Source organism: Paenibacillus kribbensis (assembly GCF_002240415.1).
GTDB lineage: Bacteria > Bacillota > Bacilli > Paenibacillales > Paenibacillaceae > Paenibacillus > Paenibacillus kribbensis.
This window is the reverse complement of record NZ_CP020028.1, coordinates 3,106,429-3,129,714: the sequence shown is the minus strand read 5'-3', so window position 1 is coordinate 3,129,714 and position 23,286 is coordinate 3,106,429. Positions and strand designations below refer to the sequence as shown.

The 23,286-nt window shown below is 44.9% G+C and carries 21 protein-coding genes and 1 pseudogene; 19 read left to right on the top strand and 3 right to left on the bottom strand.

Features of this window, described 5'->3' with window-relative positions:
• The first annotated feature begins 52 nt into the window (after positions 1 to 52).
• Positions 53 to 1,474, top strand: coding sequence for a helix-turn-helix domain-containing protein (locus B4V02_RS13840; RefSeq protein ID WP_094155246.1), 1,422 nt, complete (start codon positions 53 to 55; stop codon positions 1,472 to 1,474).
• 427 nt (positions 1,475 to 1,901) lie between these two features.
• On the opposite strand, the gene B4V02_RS13835 is transcribed toward B4V02_RS13840, so the two are convergent.
• The gene (locus tag B4V02_RS13835; protein WP_094155245.1) at positions 1,902 to 2,180 is read right to left on the bottom strand and encodes a hypothetical protein; all 279 of its coding nucleotides are present in this window, start codon (positions 2,178 to 2,180) and stop codon (positions 1,902 to 1,904) included.
• A 133-nt stretch (positions 2,181 to 2,313) separates the two neighbouring features.
• Here B4V02_RS13835 and B4V02_RS13830 point away from each other — a divergent pair, with 133 nt between their 5' ends.
• The 5 genes and pseudogenes from B4V02_RS13830 to B4V02_RS13815 all read left to right on the top strand — a co-directional run bounded on the left by B4V02_RS13830 (position 2,314) and on the right by B4V02_RS13815 (position 5,502).
• Entirely contained in the window at positions 2,314 to 3,045 is a 732-nt protein-coding gene (locus tag B4V02_RS13830) for a hypothetical protein (protein ID WP_157739743.1), read from the top strand.
• An 83-nt stretch (positions 3,046 to 3,128) separates the two neighbouring features.
• A pseudogene (locus tag B4V02_RS26680) lies at positions 3,129 to 3,355 on the top strand (transcriptional regulator); the annotation flags it as partial.
• 234 nt (positions 3,356 to 3,589) lie between these two features.
• The gene (locus B4V02_RS13825; RefSeq protein WP_094155243.1) at positions 3,590 to 3,805 is read left to right on the top strand and encodes a hypothetical protein; all 216 of its coding nucleotides are present in this window, start codon (positions 3,590 to 3,592) and stop codon (positions 3,803 to 3,805) included.
• A gap of 172 nt (positions 3,806 to 3,977) precedes the next feature.
• Positions 3,978 to 5,201 (top strand): WXG100 family type VII secretion target, encoded by a 1,224-nt coding sequence (locus B4V02_RS13820; protein WP_094155242.1) that lies wholly within the window; start codon positions 3,978 to 3,980, stop codon positions 5,199 to 5,201.
• Positions 5,202 to 5,217: 16 nt separating this feature from the next.
• Positions 5,218 to 5,502: a contact-dependent growth inhibition system immunity protein gene (locus tag B4V02_RS13815; protein ID WP_094155241.1), complete on the top strand. Its 285-nt coding sequence runs from the start codon at positions 5,218 to 5,220 to the stop codon at positions 5,500 to 5,502.
• A 201-nt stretch (positions 5,503 to 5,703) separates the two neighbouring features.
• Here B4V02_RS13815 and B4V02_RS13810 read toward each other — a convergent pair whose 3' ends face one another.
• Complete coding sequence (locus B4V02_RS13810) at positions 5,704 to 6,894, bottom strand: acyltransferase (RefSeq protein WP_094155240.1); 1,191 nt, start codon at positions 6,892 to 6,894, stop codon at positions 5,704 to 5,706.
• A gap of 347 nt (positions 6,895 to 7,241) precedes the next feature.
• On the opposite strand from B4V02_RS13810, the gene B4V02_RS13805 reads away from it, so the two are divergent.
• The 3 genes from B4V02_RS13805 to B4V02_RS13795 all read left to right on the top strand — a co-directional run bounded on the left by B4V02_RS13805 (position 7,242) and on the right by B4V02_RS13795 (position 9,452).
• Positions 7,242 to 7,664, top strand: a complete 423-nt coding sequence (locus tag B4V02_RS13805) for a hypothetical protein (protein ID WP_094155239.1) — start codon at positions 7,242 to 7,244, stop codon at positions 7,662 to 7,664.
• Between the two features lie 234 nt (positions 7,665 to 7,898).
• Positions 7,899 to 9,059 carry a rhamnogalacturonan acetylesterase gene (locus B4V02_RS13800; protein ID WP_094155238.1) on the top strand — a complete coding sequence of 387 codons (1,161 nt, stop codon included), beginning with the start codon at positions 7,899 to 7,901 and terminating at the stop codon, positions 9,057 to 9,059.
• 69 nt (positions 9,060 to 9,128) lie between these two features.
• The gene (locus tag B4V02_RS13795; protein ID WP_094155237.1) at positions 9,129 to 9,452 is read left to right on the top strand and encodes an MGMT family protein; all 324 of its coding nucleotides are present in this window, start codon (positions 9,129 to 9,131) and stop codon (positions 9,450 to 9,452) included.
• A gap of 145 nt (positions 9,453 to 9,597) precedes the next feature.
• Here the strand turns inward: B4V02_RS13795 and B4V02_RS13790 are convergent, their stop codons facing one another.
• A complete protein-coding gene (locus B4V02_RS13790) occupies positions 9,598 to 9,786 on the bottom strand; it encodes a hypothetical protein (RefSeq protein WP_007430340.1) in 189 nt (62 codons plus the stop codon).
• Between the two features lie 319 nt (positions 9,787 to 10,105).
• Between B4V02_RS13790 and B4V02_RS13785 the strand changes: the two genes are divergently transcribed.
• The 10 genes from B4V02_RS13785 to B4V02_RS13740 all read left to right on the top strand — a co-directional run bounded on the left by B4V02_RS13785 (position 10,106) and on the right by B4V02_RS13740 (position 23,286).
• Positions 10,106 to 11,290 (top strand): TolC family protein, encoded by a 1,185-nt coding sequence (locus B4V02_RS13785; RefSeq protein ID WP_094155236.1) that lies wholly within the window; start codon positions 10,106 to 10,108, stop codon positions 11,288 to 11,290.
• 13 nt (positions 11,291 to 11,303) lie between these two features.
• Positions 11,304 to 12,761: an efflux RND transporter periplasmic adaptor subunit gene (locus B4V02_RS13780; RefSeq protein ID WP_094155235.1), complete on the top strand. Its 1,458-nt coding sequence runs from the start codon at positions 11,304 to 11,306 to the stop codon at positions 12,759 to 12,761.
• 6 nt (positions 12,762 to 12,767) lie between these two features.
• Positions 12,768 to 13,487, top strand: coding sequence for an ABC transporter ATP-binding protein (locus B4V02_RS13775; protein ID WP_007430344.1), 720 nt, complete (start codon positions 12,768 to 12,770; stop codon positions 13,485 to 13,487).
• Positions 13,484 to 14,695, top strand: a complete 1,212-nt coding sequence (locus tag B4V02_RS13770; RefSeq protein WP_094155234.1) for an ABC transporter permease — start codon at positions 13,484 to 13,486, stop codon at positions 14,693 to 14,695. The genes B4V02_RS13775 and B4V02_RS13770 overlap by 4 nt, the downstream gene beginning before the upstream one ends.
• A 184-nt stretch (positions 14,696 to 14,879) precedes the next feature.
• Complete coding sequence (locus B4V02_RS13765) at positions 14,880 to 15,551, top strand: helix-turn-helix transcriptional regulator (RefSeq protein WP_094157010.1); 672 nt, start codon at positions 14,880 to 14,882, stop codon at positions 15,549 to 15,551.
• A 13-nt stretch (positions 15,552 to 15,564) separates the two neighbouring features.
• The gene (locus B4V02_RS13760; RefSeq protein WP_007430347.1) at positions 15,565 to 16,368 is read left to right on the top strand and encodes a pyruvate, water dikinase regulatory protein; all 804 of its coding nucleotides are present in this window, start codon (positions 15,565 to 15,567) and stop codon (positions 16,366 to 16,368) included.
• A 214-nt stretch (positions 16,369 to 16,582) separates the two neighbouring features.
• Positions 16,583 to 17,560, top strand: coding sequence for a class II fructose-bisphosphatase (gene glpX / locus B4V02_RS13755; RefSeq protein WP_094155233.1), 978 nt, complete (start codon positions 16,583 to 16,585; stop codon positions 17,558 to 17,560).
• Positions 17,561 to 18,369: 809 nt separating this feature from the next.
• Positions 18,370 to 19,194, top strand: a complete 825-nt coding sequence (locus B4V02_RS13750) for a thioesterase II family protein (protein WP_094155232.1) — start codon at positions 18,370 to 18,372, stop codon at positions 19,192 to 19,194.
• A gap of 341 nt (positions 19,195 to 19,535) precedes the next feature.
• Positions 19,536 to 21,446 (top strand): ABC transporter ATP-binding protein, encoded by a 1,911-nt coding sequence (locus tag B4V02_RS13745; RefSeq protein ID WP_094155231.1) that lies wholly within the window; start codon positions 19,536 to 19,538, stop codon positions 21,444 to 21,446.
• The gene (locus B4V02_RS13740; protein ID WP_094155230.1) at positions 21,421 to 23,286 is read left to right on the top strand and encodes an ABC transporter ATP-binding protein; all 1,866 of its coding nucleotides are present in this window, start codon (positions 21,421 to 21,423) and stop codon (positions 23,284 to 23,286) included. Before B4V02_RS13745 ends, B4V02_RS13740 begins: the two co-directional genes overlap by 26 nt.

Genomic DNA, 23,286 nt, shown 5'->3' with positions numbered 1-23,286 from the left:
TTATTTAAGTTTGCATCATATAATGATTTTATGATGGAAGGGTGGTTTATCCATGCAAATCACACCTACGATACGAGCAGAATTAGACAGATACTTAAAACAACAGGGTTTGAGTCTAACGCAATTTGGGCATATTGCAGGCATTAATCGGGGAATAATAAGTAGTATTGTGACAGGAAATAAGTCTATGTCTGTTAACCAGCTTGACCGAATTACTGAGGCTATGGGTTTAGCGGAAGGCTACTTTTACGACTTATTTATAGAAAACTACATTATCGACTTTCCCCCGAATATGAGACGGATTGAGCGGTTGCTATATCGTTGTGCAGAGCTGGACAAGCTGGATGCGATCCGTCGAATCGTTGGACAAATCATGGACAATCTACTCTACTCACCTAAACTATTTGACATAGCAGAAGCGCTATTAGCACAAGGTCGACATCATGCTGCATTGTTGCTCTATGAGGGGGTTGCAGAAGCGGAGAAATATCAGCACTCCGAACGTTTGGCCATCTGCCAATATCGTATATTCACGATTCAGATTGGAGACGATCAAAATCAAAATCTCAGGGCAGCTTCGATATTTGAATCATTTGTAGAGCGCTTAGATGAAGTAGAGCAGCTTGATGCATTAAAGGATTTGGCCAACGTGTACAGGTCATTGCGCAAATGGGACAAGGTTGATGAAATGGCAAGAAAAATGAGAGATAAAGCGAAAATCCAATATACTTTGAAACACCAACAGAACAGCCGAGAGCTCAATGAGGCTGCCAAGAAGCTGAGTCGTCCCATGTTTGTGTACATCACCTATGCTGATTTACTGTGTGCCAGTGTATGTGAAGAGCAAGGTGATTATGACCAGGCATTGCAATATACATATGCCTATGCCAATTTAGATTGGGTCAAAGAGACGGACGAAGATGCCCTATATTGGATAAAACTGTATCAACACTGGGCACAAGCTAATGTACTTGCAAATAAGCTTTTATCTGGAGATGTAAGTGTGCTATATGAATATCTAAACTATATTGAAGCATCGTCAGATACAATTCAAGAAGATAGGGTTACTCAACTACTTAACATTATGATAGCAGCTAACCGCTATAAGCTAGATGTAAATGATATACTCAAACGATTTGAAACGGAGATTGCCTCTTTTTCACAGCAACCATCATCAGATGATATGTATACTCAGCAAGTGATACCGGACTACTCGGCGTGGTGTGGTTACGAATTGGCCTACTATTATTTAAATCAGGGGATGTTCGGTGATGGTTTTAACCAATTGTTATGTGCAATGTTAAAAGCACATATACTAAACAATGAAACATATTTTATAAATTGTATAGGGTTGTTTGTGCGTTTCAAAGCCCATGCGGTTCCTGAAACCAAAACTGAGTTTTTCAATCTTATTGAAAAGGTATGGTGGTTAAACAATGTTGAAAAAAGTGGTAATGCTGATCGTTGCGGGTAGTTTTTTGTTTATCTTAACTATGCCTACTCATCCTTACAGCCATAATGAGGGAATCCAACTTTTTGCACAGCATGGAGGTTCTTAGACGGAAATTAAATTAAAAGTTCGTTAAAAAATGCACTCCCAAAACAGTTATTGGAGAAGAACCAACAGGTTTAGCCAATAAAGTTTTGGGAGTGCATTTTATATTTATATAAGTAATTAGTATATATTAGGAAATGGTATGTCAAATAATTTTACTCAAGCTAGGAACAGGCGTTTGAGTGGTGAATAAAAGTGAAATAGTAAAGTACAAATTGGCAACTGCGAGATGAATGCTAGGCTACCTAGTGCATCTTTTTAAAATATGGAAAAGTACATTATTTTTTTTGTGTGATGAAATCTAACCATTTATTTAAGTTATCTTTTGAAAATACTATTTGACCATTTAGGTCAGCGTAAGGGATAAATTGATAAGTGTCATAAACCGATAGTTTCTTTTTTGTTCAGTATCTCTTTTTATAATATTGTCTAGTTGTGTCACAGGAATCTTTAGATATGCTGCTGCTTCTTCTTTGTTTAAAATATTATCGCTTGAAGAAGTTTGTGAAATCTGAGGGCTAAGAATTTTTTCGTTCGAATTAAAATACGCGTTAATACAGCTTCCCAATATAAAAGAAGCACCAAGTATTATTGAGGATACGATTATTTTGGAATCTTTATTCATTTGTCACACTCCTTAGTAATTGTATCCATAATATATCATTTTTTCTACTTTTTTTGCTACAAAAAGAAGGGAATAGAATTTTTATGCAGTATATATAGTTAACTACAAAAAATAGAAAAAAAGGATGATGATTTTGAAGAAACTTACCGCAGTAATTTTATCTCTATCAACTGCTCTAGCCGTCTTTGCTCCATTGTCTTTTGCAGAAGAAAATTCAGGTAATACTATTCAAAACACAACCGTAGAAATTGCAGAGCCGAATATTCAGGATGTTCCAACATCTGCAATTACCAGATTTGAAACACAAGGTAATCCAAATGCGCGCGTTGAATTTGTTGATCCCAAGCTCGTTCAGAAAAATTCTGTGATCACACCTCAGGCTGGAGATCGTCGCGTTTATGTTAAGCCAGAATATGCACTTGGTAGTAACAAAATTACTGGATATTCTGTGGGGCCAATTCAAAAACAAACACTTATTATTAGCGTGGCTAAAGGGCGAACTGCAACACGTAGTTCTAGCCTTACAGTAAGTGGAACAGTTTCAATTACAGCAACAGTTGATGCAAATATTGCATATATAGTTAAGGAGAGTCTTACAGGAAATGTAAGTGGTACAGTATCTAAAACTTACAATACTACAGATGTATACTCTGGCCCTCCTGAAGGCTCATCCTACAATACAAGAAACTATTACGCAGCTATCAACTACGATCAGTATAATACAACTATTGTTAGATATGATTATTATGACTATTATATTGGGAATACTTACCAAGGTAGACAATCGGAAAACGCTGGATACACTTATGTTAATGGAACAAAAAAACCTATTAATATTGAGTATCCAAAAGATGTGAATTATTAAAAGGCAAATAAGATGACTGGACTTTGATTCACATGAAAGCTCACTCCTCAACTATAAAATGGGAGCGAGCTTTTTTGTATAGTTATATACACTTCTCTAAGGAATTATCATATTATTATTTGACCAAAGGAAGATTTTCTGATGGCTTTACTTTTTTGTTAAGTTGTTTGGCAAAATTTACATTAAACAATAATAAATCGTATGTAATTAAATGTATATGGCAGTATGAGTCTTATCAGGAGTATGCTCACCTGATACAAAGGCAGCTTATAGAAATTTGATTAAAGAGGTGGAGGAAGATGAAGCGTAAAATTGTCCTAAGTTATATGTACCCCTATACAATTTCAAGATAAAGGATCTAGTTACCAACCAACACATCACGGTGAAATTTAATCATTCCTAATATGGATCAAAGAGAAACAGGGTGGCACACTAAAGTATATAATCAGCTCAGTGTCAGTGGAAGGTTAGATGGGATTGTCCGTCTAGTCTTTTTTGTATTTGCTGAAGCTTGCTAAATGTAATGTTGAGTTGGAGAGGATTTATGGAATTGAGCATGGAGGAGACAGAGCTAAAAAATATTCTTCAGAAGACAGACCGAAATAACTTTGCTCTGGCAAAAACTCAAGAGGATATCGCTAATGATTTGAATATAACTACTCAGCAGCTTAGAAACTACAAAAAACTCTTCACACTTATTCCTGAGTTACAGGATATGGTTGAGGATCAAGATTTGAAAGCGATCACTGCTACATCCTAACTTAGGCATCATCTAACAGCGATATACACTACTTTAGTCGTAGTAATCTCTGTTTTATTTCAGTTCAAATGTCATATCAATTAAAAGGAAATAACAGGATAACAGATGGATTTCCCTAAATCACCCCTTCTGATAAGATTATTTCCATCAAAATTAAAGTGGGCGTGGTAGAATGGGGAGAATATTGGTTCCACCTGACAAATTGATGGAAGTGGCTGACCAGTTCTTGCAAGGCAAACATGAAATGGAACGGATGCTGAACTTTTTGAGTGGGCGAATTGATTTTGTGCAACAAGGCTGGTCGGGGGCTACCCAAGAGAGGTTTTTTCAGGAATTTCAGGTTTCCCGACAATCCATGGGCATGACGCTTGAACGACTATCAACAGTAGCACAGGAACTCATTTTTATTTCAAAAAACTTCACACAGGTTGACGGAGAAAAGGTCGTATTAGATGTGCCGGGGAATGGTGTACCTATTAAAACGGCATCCAGCGATGAAGGCTGGCTACATAAAATTTTTGAACAAATTGGACAAGCTGAGATCACCAAGGCAGAAGCCCAGATGGAAGCTAGTAAGCTTCAAGGAGAAATTTTATGGGATGCTGCTCAAGGAGCAAAAGGAGCAATTCAGGAAGATTTAACCTTGGGGATGCTGCCCGACAAAGACCGCGACTATGATCATCCAATGGCAGCTAAAGTAGGTGAAATTATCGGTCACGTAGCTACAACATTGCAGGGTGCTGGTGAGGTAATCGTTGGAACAGGTGGAGAAGGATTATCAGTTGCTGTTTCATCTACAGGAGTTGGTAGTATAATCGGAATACCTGGATTGATTGGCTCAGCGGCTTTAGCGGCACATGGAGGCACAACCGCAGTTAAAGGTGCGAGTGGCATAGGGAAAAGCTCAGCGGAATTGTGGCAGATGTCGAAGGGAGAAGGGATTTCTAAGACCGAAATATTAAAAAATAAAGCTAATGATATACGTAAAAACGTAAATAATAATATATTAGATGAAATGGAATCTAATGGTGGGCATTTGCTTCAAAAGCACGTTGGCAAGACAAATGAAGAATTAATAAAACGTGCCTCCCAAGAAGGAGTCCCTTCTACAACGTTTTCTGATAAAAGTATAGCTCTCAAATCAACGCAAGAGAATATCAGAAGAAACGCTGATAAGATTGCAGAATGGATAGAAAACCCTAATTCTAGAGGATATCTCATAACAAAAGCTGATCACGAGTTTTCTATTGGACGAGGCGTAGACGTAAAGAATGGAGGGAACTCATCTTCAAAGCATGTAACAAATGACTTATCGAAGTCCCAACTATATTTAGTAAAAGATTCCTCGATGCCAACCGGATTTAGAATTATTACGGGTTATCCCGTGTTTAAATAAAAGAGGAGAATAGTATATGAACCAAGAAGTGAATTATGAAAATTTAAAGTATTTTATAGAGAGTTACTTTAACTGGAGTATGGACTATGCTGATTTAGAGAACTTAATTGAGGAGTTCAAAAATAGGGAGCTACCTGCTTATGTTGAAGGTCTGACTCAGGAGATCGAAGAAATAAATGAACTTAAGATTTGGGATCGAGTACAAGAATTTATTTATTTATATGGACAAAGAAATTTGAACATTAAAAAGATCGAGCGCATGATTGAGTTATTATTGACAAAATTACACGGAGATAAATAAAAATGATCTTGTAGAGCAATAGAATAAAAATCCGACATTTAGCTCACTCCTTTAAAGGGGTGAGCTAAATGTCGAAAGAATACTCTTTCTCAAAGCAAGCATGACAAATTAATTAGAGAAATAGCATTACATTACCACAAATGCGGTATCTATATTCTTACAAATAAACTGATATCAAAGTTGACCGTTTGTCTCGCGTCATCAGCCTTTGGACAATATCGTTTCGGGTGAAGAGATACAGTCTGCCTGTTTGAATGGGCTTTTCCGTATTCCCGGCAGCTGACCGAACAAAATCCATGCAAATGGCAGGAAACGGGTAGTCACCGACACGACGAGCCAGGAGCAAAGAAGCGCAAAGAAAAAGCCTCCGGCGTACCACATATGAATGAGCTGCGGTGAACCGATGTGTGGCGAAAACTGCCGATACAGCAGCAGGAAGAACGGATGAATCAGATACACATCAAAGGACAGGGTGCCCAGACGTTCCAGCTTGCGAATGACAAAGGAATGTTGCCGTCTATACATTGAAAAGGAAACTTGTAGCAATACCAGCGTACTGGACAGGCTGTACATATTGTACATAAGCTCAAAAATCAGCGAATTGTAGGAAGTTCCGTATATTCTGCTTTCGTACCACATGTAGACATGCACGGTAGCTGAAATCAACCATACGGCCCAAACTCCGATCCATGACAGCACCCCGGCAAAACTTCGTTCCCCCTTGCGCATCAGGAACCACGTTCGGAGCTGCGGATAATAGTAGCCAAGAGCAGCGCCCAGCATGTAGCAGGCCATATAAGACAGCGCCCAGCTACCTTTGTTTTGAACCTGAAATAGAAATTTGTTGCCAATTACAAATGACCACTGTACCAGCAGACCCATGACGATAGACCATTGCGGAATATACCGATAACGCTGGAACATCCACAGCACGAGTGGAAATGCAAGATAGAATTGCATCATGATAAAAATATAGTATAAATGCGTATACGCTTTACCTGTCGCCAGCTTCAAAGCAAAGCTTTCCGCAAGCGCGGCTATATTCAACGGTTCGGAGCTGCCAGCCATGAGAGAAAGGACAAAATAAAACAGAGAGAACATAAAGTAAGGCAAGAGAATATACAGCAATCTCTGCTTATAAAAGCGGATTAATAGCTGTCGTCTCATCGGACGATCCTTATAGTTGTAGAACAGCACCATGCTGCTTAGCGCGATAAATACAGGTGTACCATACTTCATCAGCACATTGAGCGCATTATATACAACATAAAGGCTGGAATCTGTAAGTTGAACTGTTGCATAGGAAGTGGCGTGGACCATAATAACGGCTACAATCGCCATGGCTCTAACTAATTGCAATTCGGGAATTTTTTCCTTGTTTGTATGCTTCATAAGCTTCATTTCCTTTCGGCCGTGAACTGGATCTTATTGAACTCTTTCTATTAAAAGATAAAGTTCTTAACAATCCGAAAGGGTAGGGCTTAAGAAACGCTTATCAACTTCTTAACATTTGTTAAGAAATTAAGAATTCGGCGGTTCCTGTCGCATTAGTTCTGACGGGAGGTGCTTCTAATGTTCCTTCTTTCCCCGTGCTGATTTAGTGTATTCATAGGACCAGAGAAAGAGCTGCACATTCCCCTATTCATCAGAAGTTGTGTGTTTTACAAGTGATATAGTCCAAGCACAAAACGATTTTTTTCATAGTCTATTAGTGTCTGATCGAGAGAGGGGGGAAAACCATGGGAACATTTATTGATGGAAGAACATCTCAAAACGCTTCATTTGCAAACTCCATTTTCATTCCGATCACTGTTTTGAATACGCCTCAATTGTTTGGGCAGATCGGATTAAACACACTGGGAATAACAGGTACGCCACGGGTTCTGCTTAAAGGCACCATTTCACTTCAACTTCCGCTTGCTTTAGTAGGAATTACAATCACCATTGTAAGAGGTACGTTGCCAACCGATCCTCTCGTTTATTCGGCAACGTCTACGTTCAGCTTAAGTGTATTGGCTCCACAGGTTATTACGTTCTCGGCAGATGATTTCAACCCGCCGATTACACCACAATTGACTTATACAGCTTTTGTTTCTTCGAACCTGGCGGGTACGATACGGGTAGGTCCAGAGAGCTTCGACGGTATTTTGGTTGGAGACTAATGTTGCGACTGATTACAGTAATTGTGAAATAAGGAATTTTGATTCACGTAGCTTCGCAGATGTGTCTGCGAAGCTTTTTTGATTACAATTTGCAACGAATAAGCTGCTTTTCTATTGCATAGAAATCAAATAGGTACAAACCTGTATCTAGATAGAAAAATTTTATGTATACGCTTACAACAGAGTTTGAAAGGTTCATTTAGTACAATTTAAATTCTGGAGGAGGAATGAAGATTGAAGTGGAAAAAAGGTTTGACAGGTATGCTTTTAGCTGCTTTTTTATGGGGTGCACCGGGTTTGGGCATAGCTGCCCCCGCGTATGCAGCCGCAGGCGAGTATAAGTTTGATTTTGGGGGAGGCACGGTCGAAGCGGGCTATACCGGAGTGAGTGCTTCGCTGTCCTACGATAAGGCACGCGGCTATGGCTTCCGTACCCCCGAGAACATGCGCAATGTCAGTGCCTCTGGGGCTGGAGTGGCTAGTGATGCGGTACAGTTTCTGGCTACCGGAACGAAAAGTGAAAACACCTTTGATGTTGATCTTCCTCCCGGACTGTATGAGGTGTCGGTTACGTTAGGAAATACCTCTCGTTCGAGTATTGCCGCTGAGGGCGTGTATCAGGTCATTAATATGACAGGAAATGGGGCGAAGGATCGCTTCCAAATTCCAGTAACAGATGGACAGCTGAACCTGCTGGTCACCGAAGGCAAAGAGGGTGCAGCCTTTACACTCAGTGCATTGGAAATCAAGCAATTGTCTGGTAATCCGGTTACCAATCGAACGATTTATATCGGCGGAGATTCTACTGTATGTAACTATTATCCGCTAAATAGTAGTGTACAGGCCGGATGGGGACAACTGTTGCCAGCGTTTGTGAACCCCAATACTTTTCAGATCCGCAACATGGCGTCAGGCGGTCAAATTGCTAGGGGCTTCCATCAGGACGGACAGTTGGAGGCCATTGTCAAATATATTAAGCCCGGGGATTATTTCATTCTCCAGCTAGGCATTAATGATACCAATCCCAAGCATAATGAAAGTGAAGCGGAGTTTAAGGACTGGATGCGGGATATGATCCGTCAGGTTAAGGCGAAGGGGGCGACAGTCATCCTGTCAACACCGCAAGGCCGAGCCACGGACTTTAATGCTAACAATGTACACAACGCTGAGCATAGATGGTATAGAAGTGCTATTTTGGCACTGGCTCAAGAGGAACAAACGCCTTTGGTTGATTTGAACGTACTTAGCTCAGCTTATTTTACTTCTATTGGCAAAGAGGCTACGCTCGCCCTGTATATGAATGGTGACTCTCTTCATCCGAACTTTGCAGGTGCAAGGGAGCTGGCACGTTTGGTGGCGCAGGATTTAAAAAGACAGGGTCTGAACGGATTCTGAGTTTACATTTGGGATAACGGGGGTGATATAATCATAGAAAAAGCAATAGTAATGCAGGAGGATCAGAATATGCAGCCTTTCACTGCCCGTGTGCTTCAAATTATATTGCTGATTCCTGAGGGGAAAGTAATGACCTATGGGCAAATTGCAGCAGAAGCTGGCAGCCCGAGAGGGGCCAGACAGGTGGTACGCATTTTGCATTCACTAAGCCAGAAACACCGGCTTCCCTGGCATAGAGTAGTCAACCGCTTGGGCGAGATTGCTTTGCAGGAGGACGGATCAGCATCGCTGCAGCGTCTGTATTTGGAGGAAGAGGGCATATGTTTTAATGCAAACGGACGCATCCCGCTGGATCAATATCTTTATAATCCGCCAGCGGAGATCGAAGAGTAGGCGAGGAACAGCAAAGATTGGATCATAACAAAAGAACCGGGACAAATCAAACTATCGATTTGTCCCGGTTCTTTTTAATCTAGCACACATCATGCAGGCAGATGAGGATGCCCGTTCATATATAGCTTTAAATTCGCCTAACGGCTTATCCAATTAGGTGCTGCTGATTCCGTTGGGCAAGATGAAAGGAAATGCTGTTCATCAGCGGTATATCGTTATTTTTTCGCGCTTCCCGGATCAGTTGCATCTTTTGCTGTTCCGATTCACGTAAAAAACGGGTCATCCACAAATCAGACGGTTCGTTCGCAGTTGTCATGCGAGATTCTTTTATCATCTATTAACCCTCCTAGTGAGCGGCTGTTATTCTTTCTCTAGTATATGTCCCCAACCTTAATAGATTCTGTTGTTTTCCTTAAGATTAGCTGAAAATTAGGTAAAGTTCAGGTAAAAACAGACTGATTCTGATATTTCTCATAGATATGAAGAGCTTTGGGGACGAGTGGCATGAAAGTAAAGGTTACAAAAATGTATTGTTTTTACACCTTGTACCCACATAAACCGGAAAGTACAATAGATTGCGGATAGATGTGGAAATTTATGTCGAATGCAATTGAATGATGCGAATCATGTACGGAAAGGGGAGAAATTCATCAATGAAGCAAAAAGCGGCCGCCACGCTGCTTGTATTGTCATTATCAGCAGGTCTGGTTTCGACCGTACAAGCCGACAGTGCATCGGGAAGTACAGCAACAAGTACAGCAACAAGTACAGCATCGAATACGTCAGGTGCTTCATCTGCAGTGACCTCAAAGACAGCATCCACAACGGGTCAGGCTTTGCCTACATTGACGCTTAAGCAGGCAGTGGAATGGGCACAGACCAACAACTACAACACGCGTTCCACCGAGCGCGATGTGGAGCGTCGCAGAATTGAGTTTAAGAATGCGGAAAAGGACTTGGGAAATGCCTATCTTGATTTGATAGAAGGTGAATATGTTGGCGATGAAGCATCCTGGAGAAATTATAATTCATCGACGTTATCTTATTTAGCTAGCAAAAAGCAGGCTCTGTACGCCAAAGACCAGCTTTATTTTAATGCGATGAAAACCTATCAAAGCGTATTTGTAGCAGAGAATCAGGTGAAAAATGATCTGGAAGCGCTTGAAATTGCACAGGCGGAGGAAAAGATTGCACTTGCCAAGTTTGCCCGCGGGAAGCTGTCCGAGTATGCGAAAAACGAGAGCGTACAGGCCAGAAGCCAGGCGCAACAGACCGTAGAGCAGAGCAAAACCGCGCTCCAGAAAGCACGGGATGCTCTAAATTTCCTCATGGGACAGCCGAACGGGTCAGTCTATGAATTGGTAGATCGTCCTATATACAAGGAACCGGAGAAGCTGGATATTGAAGTACATATACAACAGCTGATGGATATGAATCCAAACTTGTGGAAGCTGGAAGACAACATCAAGACTTCGGAGCTCAATGTAAGATATTTCGACTTTAACAGCGGTGCAGGCGCTTATGATCTGGCCAAGCTGGATGTCGATACCGCCAAGGAGGAGCTGGACAAGGGACAAAAGGATTTTGCCGAATCGCTTCGCAATCTCTATGCCACGTTCAAGGACAATCAAAAAAAATACGTACAACTGGAAGAAAGTCTGATTACGGCCAAAGAGGGATTGGAGCTGTCACGCAAAAAGTGGGCCAGAGGCTTAATTATTGAGCTGGAGCTCAAAAACAGCCAGTTGAAGGTGGAACAAATTGAGCGGCAAATGGAAGAACTGGCGATTGAGTTGAATCAGAATGAGTACACGTTGAACAAGCCATGGAGCACATAGGGAGGAAAAGGCTTTGGCAGAAACGGTTATAAATGATGCTTTAATCAAGTTACGGAGAAAACGGAGAAAAAAGTGGATCTGGACTGCAATTGTTCTGCTGGTTGTAGGTGGGGGCGGAGCAACAGTATACATGAATCTGCCCAAGGAGCAGGCTGCGCCACTGGTTCAGGACGAGACACTTAAGGTGGAGCGCGGGGATGTAAGCGAGAAGCTGGATACGTCCGGCACGGTGCAAGCGTCCAAGGAAGTGAAGCTGAACTTCACGAGCGCAGGTGAAAACAAGCTGGCGGAGGTACACGTGAAGGCCGGGGACAAGGTAAAAAAAGGACAGGTACTGGCGCTTCTGGACAGCTCTGAAATAAAAATGCAGATTCAAAGTGCATCTGATAATTTGGAAATATCCAAATCCAAGCTGGCTGAATTGGAAAAAGGGCCGAAGGCGGAGGATATTGAAATACAGAAGACAAACGTACTTCGGGCCAAAATGGCTGTCGATACAGCGCAGGAATCATTTGAGCTGGAAGAAGCCGAAAGTCAGAAGAAGACTTCCCAAAAGCAGTTGGAGCTGGCGCGGAAGGCATATGAAGATCAAAAGTTTTTACATGATGCCGGGGCAGTATCGAGCAGTGAACTGGAGCAGGCAGAGCAAACGCTGGATAAAGCACAGACAGACTACGATGGTCTGGATCTACAATTTCGCAAAATGATGTCACAAAAGCGCCGCACCATCGCAGAGGCTGAAATCGGTTACCGTACGGCTATGGCTGAGCTTCGCAAGGCACAGGTTCCGGCTGATGCATCCAATATTCAAGCCTCACGGATAGAGGTTCGAAGACTGGCGACTGAGCTGGAGCAGAAAAAAAATGAGCTTAACAAGCTTCAGGTCACAGCACCGTGGGATGGAGTGATCCTAAAAGTGAACGGGGATGTAGGGACCAGTCCGACGGCTCCGTTTATTGTGATGAACAACTCGGATTCCAACAATCTGAAGGTGGTAGTGAAAGTCAGCCAGTCCGACATTGTCAAGGTGAAAAAAGGCCTTTCGGCGGTGTTATCCACCAATGCATATCCGGGTGAAACGTTTCCGGGGAAGGTGCAATTCGTCTCACCGGAAGCATCTACAGATGAAGGGATGACGACGTATCTGATGGAGCTGTCCGTTCATGACCCGAAAGGGAAGCTTAAAACGGGTATGATTATGAATGTGGCTGTTATTTTGGGAGTACATAAAAATGTACTGTTCGTACCTGCGACTGCGCTGAGATCCGAAGGGGGACAGGATGGGGTCTATCTAGCTACGAATCCTGCGAATCCGGGTGCGCGGACGTTCAAGCCTGTAGAGCTCGGATTTTATACGCCGGACCAGGTTGAACTGAAATCAGGTGTAAAAGAGGGTGACACGATTGTTATCCCGGCTCCTGAAGCACCGCCGGACCCTTCCAACATGGGCGGCATGCAGGGAGGATTTTAACAGGCTATGAGATACGTCATTCAAATTGAAAATCTGAAAAAGGTGTATCAGGTCGGGGATCAGGAAATTCATGCCCTGCGTGATGTGCAGCTTGACATTGCTGACGGTGATTTTGTCGCCATTATGGGACCTTCTGGATCAGGAAAATCAACGATGATGAATGTCATCGGCTGTCTGGATTTGCCTACATCGGGACAATTTTATTTGGACGGTTATTCGATATTGGATGCCCGTGAGGATGAACTGGCCATTATACGTAATCAAAAAATCGGATTTGTATTTCAAAAATTTCATTTGCTCCCGCGCGCAACGGCTTTGGAGAATGTGGAGCTGCCTATGATTTATGCGGGTGTTCCTGCCAAGGAGCGGCGCTTGCGGGCAATGGAGGCCCTCACTAGCGTAGGATTAGGCGAGCGGATGAACAATAGGCCGAACGAATTGTCAGGCGGTCAGCAGCAGCGGGTATCCATTGCGCGCGCGCTTGTGAACAATCCGGTTATTCTTTTGGCGGATGAACCGACAGGCGCATTGGACTCCAAAACAAGCGTTGAAATTATGGGGATTTTTCAGCGTCTGAACGATCAGGGGAAAACGGTCGTACTGGTTACTCATGATCAGGAGGTTGCGGAATACGCCAAGCGTCTGATTCATTTTCGTGACGGACGGATTGAAGAGGATCAGCCTGTCGAGAAACGAAGAATGGCGGCAGAGGAAGTGAAAGCATGAAATTTCGGGAAATTATCCGGGTATCACTGAACAGTTTGCGAACCAATATGCTGCGATCCTTGCTAACCATGCTGGGCATTATTATCGGAGTGGCTGCTGTAATCACGATTGTAGCGATTGGAAAAGGCTCTACCGCTACGATTACGTCGCAGATTAACAGTATGGGCAATAATTTGCTTATGATTTACCCTTATGCTCCGTATGATGGTTCGAGCTCCATGTCCTTTAGCCAGACCAAAGGAATCTCGCTTGAGGATGTTGAAGCACTGGAGCAGCAAAAATCAGTGGCCGACGTTGCTCCAAGTGCTATGACCAGTGCGGACATTACGTGGAGTCGCAATAAGGTCAGCGGACAGATTGAAGCAACTTCCCAGGCTTTTGTCCATGTGAAAAAGCTGTCGCTTGCTCAGGGCAGGTCGTTTACCCATTATGAAGTGGATAAACGGTTGAACGTTGTGGTGCTGGGAAGCGACGCGGCCCGAAATATTTTTGGGCCGGACACCTCCAAGGCGGTCGGTGAGACGATCATGATCAAACAACTTCCTTTCAAGGTGGTCGGGGTTCTAACGAATTCTAACTCCAGTATGAATAATAGCTCGCAACAGGTGTATATACCGATCACGACGGGGATGGAACGGCTGGGGAATATGAGCATCCAGCAGGTCAACGCTTCTGCGACAACGGAGGAGAAGATTGATCAGGCGCGTGATGAAATCAAGCAGACATTACGTGCACGGCATGAACTGAAGCCTGCGGAGGGGGATGATTTTCAAATTACGACCCAAACGGAGATTCTTGAAACGGTTTCAGGTGTAGATAAGGTTATGAATATGCTGCTGATTGGTGTGGCCGCGATTGCACTCGGCGTCGGCGGTGTTGGCATTATGAATATTATGCTGGTGTCTGTTACAGAACGGACGAGAGAGATTGGGATTCGCAAGGCGATTGGTGCACAGCGCAGTGATATTATGCTTCAGTTTCTGGCTGAGGCCGTTTTTCTCAGTCTGATGGGTGGATTGGTTGGCGTGATGACGGGTCTTGGGGGCGCAAAGCTGCTCGAGAAATTCGTCCAAATGCCGATTGTGTATTCGATGGAGCCGGTGCTGTACTCTTTTCTGTGCTGTATGGGCGTCGGTGTGTTGTTCGGAGTCTATCCGGCGCGGAAGGCGTCCAAGCTGCGTCCAATAGATGCTTTAAGATACGAATAAGGGAAGCGGATATTACCACCTTGCTCGGAAGAGTATAGTGGAAAGTATCCGCTTTTTAGGGTGGAATAAGTGTTTTAAACGATAAAAAAGCATGAATAACCGCCTTAATTTTATATATGTGATGTTTTATATGCTTTTATAGGTTGATTTATAAATATATATGACGTATTATATTCAATATCAGATGACAAGAAAAAAAGGAGGGGCGTTCATCATCGACCTTACGGCAAGACAAGTGGAAATTTTAACTATTGTACAAAAGCATGCCCCGATTACCGGTGATCAAATTGCGGAAATGCTCAACCTCAGCAAGGCGACCATTCGGACCGACCTATCCAAGCTGGGCATTCTAAATTACATAGATGCGAAGCCCAAGGTTGGCTATTTTGTCGGAAAGCGGGGCACGCCGAACCGGGAGGAAAAATTCCGGCTTATGCAAATGAAGGTTGGCGATCTTCACGGGGTTCCGGTCATCGTACGTGAAACAACAACGATTCAGGAAGCTGTGGTGGCACTTTTTTTGGAAAATGTGAGCAATCTGATCGTTACCGATGAAGATGGGGATCTGGCGGGTGTAGCTTCCCGCAAGGATTTGCTCAAGGTTACGTTAGGCAATCCGAATGCAGCGACTATTCCTGTCAGTCTCGTAATGACCCGTCAGGCGAATGTTGTCACCGTTTCCCCGGAGGACACCGTTCTGGAAGCAGCGCGCAAAATTATTGCCCGCCAAATCGACAGCCTGCCTGTCGTCGTCCCGTCCGACTCCAACAAACCAGGCGAACACTGGAAGGTCGTGGGACGCATTACGAAGACGAATATTATTAAAATGTTGCTCGATATGGTAGCAGAAGATTAATGGGAGGAATCGAATGGTTCAGGCGAGCAGTCATTTTATAGCGATCTGTTCAGACTCGATTGGTGAGACGGCAGAAGCTGTCGTACAGGCGACCATGCGCCAATTTGAGCTACCGGACACAGAGATCAAAAGATTCATGAATGTAAGGGATGAAGATGAGTTGAGCCGGGTGATGGAGGAGGTCGCCGAGCGGAGAGGTTTTGTGGCTTATACGCTGGTTCAGCCGGAATTGAGAGAGGCGATGAAAGAGGAGGCTGTCCGGCTGAATGTGCGGGCGGTAGATATTATGGGGCCGATGATGCAGGCATTTGCCGACACGTTCCATAATGATCCCAAAGAGAAGCCCGGTCTGCTGCATCGAATGGATGACAACTATTTTCGCCGTGTGGAAGCCTTGGATTTTGCGGTTCAATACGATGATGGTAAAGATGTGAGCGCCATTCTCAAAGCGGATATTGTATTGCTTGGGGTGTCCCGTATTTCCAAAACCCCGTTATCGATGTTTCTGGCACATAAAGGTTATAAGACAGTCAACATTCCGATTGTACCGGAGCTGACACCGCCTGCACAGCTGAAGGATGTACAGCACGGTCGGGTGTTCGGGTTGACGATCCAGCCTGAGCTGCTGTTAAAAATACGCAGTGAGCGGCTTAAGGTTATGGGGCTTCCTAACAATGTGCAGTATGCCACATCGGCGCGGGTGGAGGAGGAGATTGCGTATGCGCAGTCTTTGTTCAAGGAACTGAGTTGTCCGGTCATTGATGTCACGGATAAAGCAATTGAAGAGACAGCAGGTCTGATTATCAGAATGTTGTAGTAGCACAGTAACTTTGTTATATAGAGAAAACATGAACCACAGGATACTGGAGTGTAATATATAAAAGGCAGTAAAACTGCTCTAAAGATAAGGATCGGCCGTAGGATATAGGAGATTATATAAATAGATAAACAGATAAAACAGCAGCACAGCTGCTCTAAAAAAATGATTTGGTGTAGGGTAATCATTATATAGGAGAGGTGGAGGGATAGGTATGGAGAGTCAATTGGCATTGGAATTCGTTCGGGTAACAGAGGCGGCAGCGCTGCAATCAGCGCGATGGACAGGACGTGGGGATAAAAATAGCGCAGACGAGGCGGCTACGGTAGCCATCCGCACCCATTTTAATGCGGTATCCATGGACGGTACGGTCGTCATTGGCGAAGGAGAAATGGATGAGGCTCCCATGCTGTATATCGGGGAAAGAGTAGGCAATCGCAGAGGACCGGCTATAGATATCGCTGTTGACCCGCTGGAGGGAACCGAAACGGTGGCGAACGGTTTGAACAACGCTCTTTCGGTCATTGCTGCTGCACCTCGTGGAAGTTTGCTCCATGCTCCAGATATGTACATGCAAAAAATGGCTGTTGGCCCGGCGTTGGCTGGAAAGCTGTCACTGGATGACCCGATCCCGACTACATTGTCAAAAGCCGCACGGATTCTTGGCAAATCCTTGCCCGATCTTACAGTATCCATTTTGGATCGTTCACGTCATGCTGGAATCATCAAGCTTCTGCGGGAAAGCGGCGTTCGAATCAAGCTGCTTGGTCATGGAGATGTGATGGGGGCGATTGAAACTTGCCTGGATAGCGGTGTAGATTTGCATATCGGCTCCGGCGGTGCTCCCGAGGGTGTGTTGGCCGCGGCAGCATTGAAATGCATGGGCGGAGAAATCCAGGGGCGTTTGCTGCCTCATGGTGAAGAAGAGCTTGAGCGCTGCAAACGTATGGGCATTACGGACCCAGGAGCATTGCTGTCCATGGCTGATATGGTTGGCCGCCAAGGTGTGATGTTTGTGGCTACTGGTGTGACCCCTGGCGAGTGGTTACAGGGGGTTCGTTCTCTCCCTGGTCACAGAGCGGAAACGCATTCGGTCGTGATGCATTCGGAGACGAAAACGATTCGCTTTGTGCGCAGTATTCACCATACAGCAGACGCTTCCGGTACGCTCGCTGCAGCGGCTTCCTCTTAAGTCTTCACAGCTACATCAAAGACCAAGTCATAATAAGCTTGAAAAAAGCAAGTCTCTTACCATATGGAGACTTGCTTTTTGGTGTTTCCGGTTGTTTGCCCATTGCAGAAGGGACATAACCAAAATATAAATTCGCTATAAATCGGCACTTTTGCAGGTGGATAAAAACGTTTCTATTAAAGTTTGAAAAGAAAATTCATAGCCTGAGGAGTAAAAATTCAATCTGAACTGAAATTTTTAGGCGGAGAGTCAAAAAAAATTTGCATGATAATTAGTTCTATAGAACTACAAAATGCCAGTGTTTATTAGAAAATTAAAGAGTTATTAATTTCGATTGATGCAAGCTGAATTAAATTTAATACCATAAAATAGGGGGATGAAGGAGGTTGCGAAAAAAGACGGATTTTGTCGGATGATATCAGGAGAAATTTGTTACATTTATGTTAATGGCATGTAAAGGTAAAATCGTTGTAGTACAAGGCTTTCATCTTCTATTGAAAATCATAATAATTTTGATTTTACAAAATTGATGAAAATCTGAAAGCTCGTTTTAAATCAAAATAACAGATTAGAACGGGCAGGGGATTCATGTCAAAAGTGAAATTGTTGCTTTTAAAGACTTGAAACAAATAGCACAATCTGGATTTTGTTTTATTTTTATGAACGCTATCAATTTAGATCTTTTGTCCCATGTCAAGCGGTTTTAAAGTTTGTATATTTAAAAACAGCTAGAAAGTGTTGGAAGAAAAAAAGCGATATAAGGATTTACTGTAAAATCCTGAACTGCATAGAGGATGGAGGAAAATCACATGACGACCCGGTTACAATCTTGGTTTGCGAAAACCGCAGTCCATCCGGCTGAGAAGCTCCAACTATTTTGCTTCCCTTATGCCGGTGGTGGCGCTTCCATATTTAGTTCCTGGAAGTCTAGACTTGCGCCCGACATTACTGTTATACCTGTACAGCTTCCGGGGCGTGAAAGCCGTTCAACCGAAGCCCCAATGGACACTATTCAGGACATCGTGCACTCGCTGCTTCCTGCTATGGCTCCGTACATACATAAGCCGTTTGCTTTTTTTGGACACAGCATGGGAGCACTGATTGCATTTGAAACAGCGCGGCAGTTGTCTAGCCAAACCGGAAGACTGCCTGTCCATATCATCGCATCCGGTAAATCCGCACCACATCTTCCGTATTCCAAAAAACAACTCCATGATTTAGCAGATCAGCCTTTCACCGAAGAGCTTCGTTTGATGCAGGGAACACCCGAAGAAGTCTTGCAAAATGCAGAGTTAATGCAAATTATTATGCCCCGTCTGCGTGCGGATTTTAAGGTGTGCGAAACATATGTTTATCAACCGGGGAATCCATTGGCCTGTCCGATGACCATTTTAGGCGGAATGAAGGATTATGAGGTGACCACGGATTCACTTCATGCCTGGCAGCAGCACACCTCATCGCCCATAGATGTGCGAATGTTCGAAGGCAATCACTTTTTCATTCATGAACAAGAGCAAGAAGTGATAGGCGCAGTCGTAAATATTTTGTCCGCATCCTCAGCCCTGAACCACGCTGCCGCAGCTCATGCATCATACAGCACCAATACCCTACAACCACGATTCAGACAGAGTTAAATAACCCACACATCACGATACACCACGTACACAACATGATTAACATCTCGGCAACCATTCGACAATTAACCCACCACCAGGATGCAACTCTTAGCATAATTCAAGAACGATTTCATTCCATGTAAATACTCATACATCCAGAGCCAGAGTCTATCTCACCATGTCCATTGCAACTTAAGAAAAACGTCTGTCGACGTGTTTTCCAAGAAGCTAGACCGCATGTGATCGTAGCTTTTCTTGCGATTATAGAAACGTTTCAGCTCCGCTGAAAACTTATAAATTCTATAATCTAAAAAAAGTTCACACTGCGAAAGTGTGAGCAACGAAAAAGAGGGATGTCCTTGTTTCGATCCAATTCTGCTTTTCGGAAACTCGCCCGTTATGTAAGACCGTACAATTTATGGGTTTTCATAACGGTAATCGCCTCCTTATCCCTGGCAGCCATAGACATTATTTTGGGTAAGGCCATCGAGCAAATGGCACAGGGGACCTTCTCCTCCACCCGGAACATGATTTATCTGGTTGTTGGTATGACACTCATTGGAATGCCCTGTAAGTTTGTGATGAGGTACGCTTCGGCTCGATTTAGCGTTAGTGCTTTGCGCGACTTGAGAGGCGACCTCGTACATAAGTTTTGCGATTTACCGGTTTCCAGCGTAGAGAGGAAGTTCACCGGAGATTTGGTCTCCCGCCTCACGAACAATACGGCGATGTTACAGAACTTTTTTATCCAGCAGTTTGCCAATCTGTTTTATTTGCCGCTTGTGTTTACAGCATCATTAACACTGCTCTTAATGACAAGCTGGAAGCTGGTTTTGGCAAGCCTCGCGCTCATGCCTGTAGGGATGCTCATAACATCATTGATGAGCAGGCCGATTGAAAAATATTCGGAGCAGCTTCAGGAGAAAATGGCTCATTTGAATGCGGTCGGGCAGGATGCGATTGGAGGAATTCCTATCGTCAAGGCATTCAATATGCAGGCTGTGCTGTTGAAGAAGTATATGGTGATTACGGAGGAGGTCGTCAGGCGCGGCCTGGGGCTGGAAAAACGCTATGCATCCATTACTCCGGTAGGTGTGATGATGCTGGCAACACCGATTATTTTGGTCATTGTGTACGGAGGATACCTGATTCAACATGGAGAGCTGAATGCTGGAGGCATTGTCCTGTTTTTATATCTGATTTCGTTCATATTGCAGCCCGTTGCCATGCTGCCAACGATCATTTCGCAGATGAAGGAAGCGGGGGGAGCGGCGAAGCATTTGTTTGAGGTGCTGGATTGGCCAGATGAACGTCAAGGCGGCGAAATCACCTCAGCCGGTCAGGATCGTGGAGATAAGGTCCTTCGTTTGGAAGACGATGCAGATAGGGAAGCCTGCCAAGTTAGTCAAGCCAGTGGAAGCGAAACAGACGGAGCAGAAAGCGATGATGACGCTGCTGTGGTCGTGGTCAGCTTTGAGCATTTGACCTTTGGCTACAACGAGGGGAACACGGTGCTCAAGGATATCAGTTTCCAGGTGCGACAAGGGGAAACGGTAGCGATTGTCGGTGCCAGTGGTGGCGGCAAAAGTACAATTTTCAAGCTGCTTTGCGGATTTAATGAACCGGGAGAGCATGCTGGAGCCGTTCAGCTATTTGGAAAGAGTTTGACAGATTGGAATTTAACAAGCCTGCGCCGCCATATTTCGATGGTGTCTCAGGAGCCGTCGCTTTTTCCGGCCACCATTGCAGAAAATATCGGATATGGACGTCTGGAGGCGACCCGGGAAGAAATTGTCGAGGCGGCGAAGGCGGCACACGCGCATGATTTTATTGTTCAGCTTCCCGAGGGCTATGAAACCATTTTGAGCGAGCGGGGAGGCGGACTGTCCGGCGGACAAAAGCAGCGTATTTCCATAGCAAGAGCATTGCTGAAAAATGCTCCGCTACTTCTGCTGGATGAGCCGACTTCAGCGCTCGATAGCCAGTCGGAGGCTCAGGTGCAGATCGCGATGAATGCGGCCATGCACAACCGGACGGTGCTGGTCATTGCTCATCGGCTGTCAACCGTGCGTCAGGCGAACCGGATTATTGTACTTGATCAGGGGAGCATTGTGGAATCGGGCACCCATGAGGAATTACTGGGCCGCGACGGTGAGTATCGAAAGCTGTATTTGCAAAATTTCGAAGAAGAACAGCATACAGCGGAAAACGGCCATTCGATGCCGGAGGAAAGGAGCGAGAAGCGTGACCTTCAAGCAGGGGTTTTATGAGTTTAGGCAGCTGATGTCCCTGATGAAGCCGCACCGGAAACGGTATTTTGCCGGGCTGATTGGCAATAGCCTGACCAATGCGAGCATCACGATTTTACTTTCCTTTGTGGTGCATTATTTGCTGAATTTTGCGGTTAATGGCGATGTGCAGGAGCTTTACCGGGCGATTTATTTGGTCAGCGGTACATTTTTGGCATTAAGTCTTATTTCCCCGCTGTGCAGCTACATGTACAAGCGATGTGTGAAGCTGGCGATTGCCAATGTACGAGTGAGACTATTCGGGCATATCGTCAAGCTATCGTATGAAAAGGCCGAAAAACGCCATTCGGGTGATCTTGTATCCCGCATGACCAACGATGTACAGACGTTGGAGCAGGCTTACACCGTTCATATTCGCTCGATTATACTGCAAATTTCGCTCTTTTTTGGCTCGCTGATCATCATGATGGCACTGGATTGGCGATTTGGGGTTATGGCGATTTTACTTGGGCTGGCCTCAGCCTGGGTCAATTCTCATTTCGCAAAAAAGATGCGACAGACGAGTGATGAGTTACAGGGAAGGATGAGCAGGTTCACGGAACGGTTGAGCGATTTGCTTTCCGGCTTGCAGACGGTGAAGCTGTTCGGCTTGCGGACCAAGGTAGGTGGACTTTGCAACGATACAAGCGAGGACATAAACCGAATCAGCATCCGGCAGGGACGTCATATGGGCTTGCAGGATATGTGCAATTTTCTCATTGAATTCATTACGCTGGGCGGTGTGCTTGTCGCCGGATTGATTCTGGTTTCGCAGAAGCAAATGGAGCTGGGAGTACTGGGACAGATTGTGCAGCTGCAAAGCGGCATTTCCACGGTGTTTTTGGAGCTGGGGGCGGCTGTATCACTGCTGCAAAACTCCTTGGCGGGCTTGGTGCGAATCCGCGAAATTCTGGATGAGTCGCAGGAGCAGGAGCACTTCCCAGTAGCACAACAGAAGGGGGTGCGGGCTGGGTTTATCGACCCGGAGGCGGCAGTTTTTTCAGCCAGTGATACGAAGGGATCTTATAGTGATGTCGAAACCGTAAGCCCAGGCCATGCCTTTGAACAAGTTCCAGCCGCGCTGGAGCTGCACGACATCACCTTCGGTTATCAGCCGGACCGTCCAACACTGCGAAGGCTGAGCCTGATCGTGCCGGAAGGGCAGGTAACCGCGCTTGTCGGCCCGAGTGGTGGTGGCAAAAGCACAGTTATGAAGCTGTTACTGGGCTTTTATCCACCGGATGAGGGTATACTGCGGGTCCGTGGTCGTTCGGCAGGTGAGCTTCGGTTGGACGAGGTCAGGGATTTGATGGCCTATGTCCCGCAGGAGGCTACGCTATTCCATGGCACAGTAGCGGATAATATCCGCTTTGGCTCACCGGATGCCACGGATGAGGAGGTAGAGGCTGCGGCCAAAACGGCCTATGCCAGCGGCTTTATAGCCGACCTGCCGGAGGGTTACGACACCATTGTCGGTGAACGCGGAGCCAACTTGTCGGGCGGTCAAAGGCAGCGGATCGCGATTGCCCGCGCATTGCTCAAAAATGCACCGGTTTTGCTGCTGGATGAAGCGACTTCGGCGCTGGACGCAGAATCGGAACACGAAGTCCAGCAGGGCTTAAATGAGCTGATGAAGGATCGCACGACATTAGTTATTGCCCATCGCTTGTCTACGATTGAGCGGGCGGATACCATCTGTGTCCTTGCCGAGGGCGAGCTGAAAGAGCAGGGCACCCATGACCAGCTCCTTGCCCAGGGCGGCCATTATGCGGAGCTGTATGAGCTCCAGTTTCGAAAGCATCCTGAGGAACAAACCGCATAA

Coding starts and splice junctions, on each gene's coding strand:
- B4V02_RS13815 (WP_094155241.1), top strand. CDS start 5,218: ATGAACCAAGAAGTGAATTATGAAAATTTAAAGTATTTTATAGAGAGT.
- glpX (WP_094155233.1), top strand. CDS start 16,583: ATGGAGAGTCAATTGGCATTGGAATTCGTTCGGGTAACAGAGGCGGCA.
- B4V02_RS13810 (WP_094155240.1), bottom strand. CDS start 6,894: ATGAAGCATACAAACAAGGAAAAAATTCCCGAATTGCAATTAGTTAGA.
- B4V02_RS13750 (WP_094155232.1), top strand. CDS start 18,370: ATGACGACCCGGTTACAATCTTGGTTTGCGAAAACCGCAGTCCATCCG.
- B4V02_RS13775 (WP_007430344.1), top strand. CDS start 12,768: ATGAGATACGTCATTCAAATTGAAAATCTGAAAAAGGTGTATCAGGTC.
- B4V02_RS13820 (WP_094155242.1), top strand. CDS start 3,978: ATGGGGAGAATATTGGTTCCACCTGACAAATTGATGGAAGTGGCTGAC.
- B4V02_RS13765 (WP_094157010.1), top strand. CDS start 14,880: ATGACAAGAAAAAAAGGAGGGGCGTTCATCATCGACCTTACGGCAAGA.
- B4V02_RS13795 (WP_094155237.1), top strand. CDS start 9,129: ATGCAGCCTTTCACTGCCCGTGTGCTTCAAATTATATTGCTGATTCCT.
- B4V02_RS13805 (WP_094155239.1), top strand. CDS start 7,242: ATGGGAACATTTATTGATGGAAGAACATCTCAAAACGCTTCATTTGCA.
- B4V02_RS13840 (WP_094155246.1), top strand. CDS start 53: ATGCAAATCACACCTACGATACGAGCAGAATTAGACAGATACTTAAAA.
- B4V02_RS13785 (WP_094155236.1), top strand. CDS start 10,106: ATGAAGCAAAAAGCGGCCGCCACGCTGCTTGTATTGTCATTATCAGCA.
- B4V02_RS13835 (WP_094155245.1), bottom strand. CDS start 2,180: ATGAATAAAGATTCCAAAATAATCGTATCCTCAATAATACTTGGTGCT.
- B4V02_RS13825 (WP_094155243.1), top strand. CDS start 3,590: ATGGAATTGAGCATGGAGGAGACAGAGCTAAAAAATATTCTTCAGAAG.
- B4V02_RS13760 (WP_007430347.1), top strand. CDS start 15,565: ATGGTTCAGGCGAGCAGTCATTTTATAGCGATCTGTTCAGACTCGATT.
- B4V02_RS13770 (WP_094155234.1), top strand. CDS start 13,484: ATGAAATTTCGGGAAATTATCCGGGTATCACTGAACAGTTTGCGAACC.
- B4V02_RS13790 (WP_007430340.1), bottom strand. CDS start 9,786: ATGATAAAAGAATCTCGCATGACAACTGCGAACGAACCGTCTGATTTG.